The sequence below is a fragment of the Pseudomonas sp. SG-MS2 genome, assembly GCF_009933855.1.
Lineage (GTDB): Bacteria > Pseudomonadota > Gammaproteobacteria > Pseudomonadales > Pseudomonadaceae > Aquipseudomonas > Aquipseudomonas putida_E.
Map to the genome: position 1 here is coordinate 1 of NZ_MOMO01000053.1, position 3,405 is coordinate 3,405.

Below are 3,405 nucleotides of genomic sequence, written 5' to 3' on the forward strand. Positions count from 1 at the left end.
CTGTCCGGCCCCATCAGGTACAGGTACACCGGCATGATCTCTTCAGGCAGCGGGTTGTTCTGTGGGTTCTCGCTCGGGTAGGCCTGGGCCCGCATCGCCGTGCGGGTAGCCCCGGGGTTGATGCTGTTGGAGCGCACCGGTGCCACACCTTCCAGCTCGTCTGCCAGAGTCTGCATCAGGCCTTCGGTAGCGAATTTGGACACGCCATAAGCGCCCCAGTAAGCCCGCCCCTTGCGCCCGACGCTGCTGGAGGTGAACACCACCGAGGCGTCCTCCGACAGCTTGAGCAGCGGCAGCAGGGTGCTGGTGAGCATGAACGTGGCATCGACGTTGATGTGCATCACCCGCATGAAATTGTCGCCTGAGAGTTGCTCCAGCGGCGTGCGCGGGCCGATGATCGAGGCATTGTTGAGCAGCCCGTCCAGGCGGCCGAACTGTTCCTCGACCATCACCGCCAGTTCGTCGTACTGATGGGGCAGGGCGGTCTCCAGGTTGAACGGGATCACCACCGGCTGCGGGTGGCCGGCGGCCTCGATTTCATCGTAGACCTCGTTCAGGTTGGCTTCGGTCTTGCCCAGCAGCAGCACAGTGGCGCCCAAGGCGGCATAAGCCTTGGCGGCCGCTGCACCGATGCCACGGCCAGCGCCGGTGACCATGATGACACGGCCCTTGAGCAGGTCGGGGCGGGCGGTATAGTCGAACATGCGTTTGTCCTTGAGTTGAAGCTTGCAGCTTGCCGCTAAAATTTCAGCACCCGCACAGGGCGCTGTCGAGCACCTTGCGCAGCTCCAGCGGGTGGTCCACCACCACGTCGGCGCCCCAGTTGTTCGGGTTGTCTTCTGGGTGAATATAGCCGTAGCGCACGGCCGCCGTGCGGGTGCCGGCATCGCGGCCAGACTCGATGTCGCGCAGGTCGTCGCCGACGAACAGCACGCTGGCCGGGTCCAGGTTCAAGGTCTTGCAGGCCAGGATCAACGGCTCCGGGTCGGGCTTGCTGTTTTTCACGTGATCCGGGCAAATCAGCAGTGCAGAACGCTCGGCCAGGCCCAGGCGCTGCATGATCGGCTCGGCGAAGCGGACCGGCTTGTTGGTCACCACGCCCCACAGCAGGTTGCCCCGCTCGATATCGGCCAGCAGTTCGCCCATGCCGTCGAACAGCTTGCTGTGCACCGCGCAGTCACGCTGGTAGCGCTCGAGGAACTCCAGGCGCAGGGCCTCGAAACCCTCGTCCTGCGGGCTCATGGCGAAGGTCGCGGCGACCATCGCCCGCGCGCCGCCGGAAATCACATCGCGGATCAGCTTGTCGTCGATGGCCGGCAGGCCGCGCTCGGCGAGCATGGCCTGGCAAATAGCGATGAAGTCCGGCGCCGTGTCGAGCAGGGTGCCGTCCATGTCAAAAAGTACCGCTCGCAAACGCATGCTCATTCCTCGCGCAGGGTCTGGATCATGTAGTTGACGTCCACATCGCTGCTGAGCTTGTAGTGCTTGGTCAGCGGGTTGTAGGTCAGGCCGATTATGTCCTTGACCTCAAGGCCGGCCACGCGGCTCCAGGCACCCAGCTCGGAAGGGCGGATGAACTTCTTGAAGTCGTGGGTACCGCGCGGCAGCATCTTGAGGATGTATTCGGCGCCGATGATGGCCAGCAGGTAGGCCTTGGGGTTGCGGTTGATGGTCGAGAAGAACACCTGGCCACCCGGCTTGACCATGCGGTAGCAGGCGCGGATGACCGAGGACGGGTCGGGCACGTGCTCGAGCATTTCAAGGCAGGTGACCACATCGAACTGCTCGGGCATCTCTTCAGCCAGGGCCTCGGCGGTGATCTGCCGGTACTCCACCTCCACGCCCGACTCCAGCTGGTGCAGCTGGGCCACGGCCAGGGGCGCTTCGCCCATGTCGATGCCGGTGACGGTGGCGCCGCGCAGGGCCATGGCTTCGCTGAGGATGCCGCCGCCGCAGCCGACGTCCAGCACCTTCTTGCCAGCCAGGCTGACGCGCTCGTCGATCCAGTTGACGCGCAGCGGATTGATGTCGTGCAGCGGCTTGAACTCGCTCTCGCGGTCCCACCAGCGGTGCGCCAAGGCTTCAAACTTGGCGATTTCGGCGTGGTCGACGTTGCTCATTGAACAGTCCTCTGAAACTTCTACGAATTGCGCCGGAGTATACCCGAGCGCCCAAGGCTGTTGGTCGCTATAATCGTCCGCTTTTGATATGCGAAAGTCAGGGAGAGGTGATGCGCGAGCGACTTATGGCGGCGGAGAAGGTGACCGGTATCCGGTGGCACCACGGCGCCTTGCACCTGCTCGACCAGCGCCTGCTGCCTTCGCAAGAACGCTGGCTGGCCTGCGACAATGTTGCGCAGGTGGCGGCGGCGATCCGCGACATGGCTGTGCGGGGTGCGGCGGCCATCGGCATTGCTGCCGCCTATGGCCTGGTGCTGGCCCTGGAAGAGCGCCTGGCCGAGGGCGGCGACTGGGAAATGGACCTGGAAGAGGATTTTCTCAGCCTGGCCGAGGCGCGGCCTACCGCCGCCAACCTGTTCTGGGCGCTCAACCGCATGCGTGAGCGCCTGCAGCGCCTGCGCCCAGGCGAGGATGTGCTGGCCGCGCTGGAGGCCGAGGCCGTGGCCATTCACGAAAGCGACCGTGAGGCCAACCTGACCATGGCCCAGCAGGGCATCGAGCTGATCCGCCGCCACCAGGGCAGCGAGCAGGCCCTGCTGACCTACGGCAACGCCGGTGCCCTGGCCAGTGGCGGCTTCGGTACCGCGTTGGGGGTGATCCGCGCAGGCTTTCTCGAGGGCATGGTCGAGCGGGTCTATGCCGGCGAAACCCGGCCCTGGCTGCAGGGTTCGCGCCTGACTGCCTGGGAGCTGGCCAATGAAGGCATTCCGGTGACCCTGTGCGCCGATTCGGCGCTGGCCCACCTGATGAAAAGCAAGGGCATCACCTGGGTGGTGGTCGGCGCTGATTGCATTGCCGCCAACGGCGACGTGGCGAGCAAGATCGGCACCTACCAGCTGGCGGTGAGCGCCATGCACCATGGTGTGCGGTTCATGGTGGTGGCGCCCAGCACCAGCATCGACCTCAACCTGGCCACAGGTGAAGACATCCCGCTGGAAGAGCGTGATGCCGACGAATTGCTGGATTACGCCGGCACCCGCGTGGCACCGCAGGTGGAGGTGTTCAATCCGGTGTTCGACGTGACCCCGGCTGACCTGATCGATGTGATCGTGACTGAGAAGGGCGTCGTTGAACGGCCGGATACCGCCAAATTGGCACAATTGATGTGCCGCAAACGCCTGCATTGACCGTTTGGGGTGGGGTGGGAGAGGGAGTGTGTGAGGCCGAGCGCCCGGCATCAGCGCCAATCACGTCAACAATTCCCACAAAACCCCCTTCCACCCCC

4 protein-coding genes are annotated in these 3,405 nt (G+C 64.7%); 1 reads left to right on the plus strand and 3 read right to left on the minus strand.

What is annotated here, in order from left to right; genetic code table 11:
* The 3 genes from BLX42_RS03850 to ubiG form a co-directional block, all read right to left on the minus strand.
* Positions 1-704 (minus strand): YciK family oxidoreductase (locus BLX42_RS03850; protein ID WP_161871184.1); only part of this gene is annotated, 704 nt, incomplete at its 3' end.
* A gap of 43 nt (positions 705-747) precedes the next feature.
* The gene (mupP, locus tag BLX42_RS03855; protein WP_012313283.1) at positions 748-1,419 is read right to left on the minus strand and encodes an N-acetylmuramic acid 6-phosphate phosphatase MupP; all 672 of its coding nucleotides are present in this window, start codon (positions 1,417-1,419) and stop codon (positions 748-750) included.
* Between the two features lie 2 nt (positions 1,420-1,421).
* Complete coding sequence (ubiG, locus tag BLX42_RS03860; protein WP_046787382.1) at positions 1,422-2,120, minus strand: bifunctional 2-polyprenyl-6-hydroxyphenol methylase/3-demethylubiquinol 3-O-methyltransferase UbiG; 699 nt, start codon at positions 2,118-2,120, stop codon at positions 1,422-1,424.
* A gap of 110 nt (positions 2,121-2,230) precedes the next feature.
* Between ubiG and mtnA the strand changes: the two genes are divergently transcribed.
* Complete coding sequence (gene mtnA, locus BLX42_RS03865) at positions 2,231-3,307, plus strand: S-methyl-5-thioribose-1-phosphate isomerase (RefSeq protein WP_039602966.1); 1,077 nt, start codon at positions 2,231-2,233, stop codon at positions 3,305-3,307.
* Positions 3,308-3,405 lie beyond the last annotated feature (98 nt).

Excerpts from the sequence above, each read along its gene's own strand:
- mupP (WP_012313283.1), bottom strand. The coding sequence starts at position 1,419 with ATGCGTTTGCGAGCGGTACTTTTTGACATGGACGGCACCCTGCTCGAC.
- ubiG (WP_046787382.1), bottom strand. The coding sequence starts at position 2,120 with ATGAGCAACGTCGACCACGCCGAAATCGCCAAGTTTGAAGCCTTGGCG.
- mtnA (WP_039602966.1), top strand. The coding sequence starts at position 2,231 with ATGCGCGAGCGACTTATGGCGGCGGAGAAGGTGACCGGTATCCGGTGG.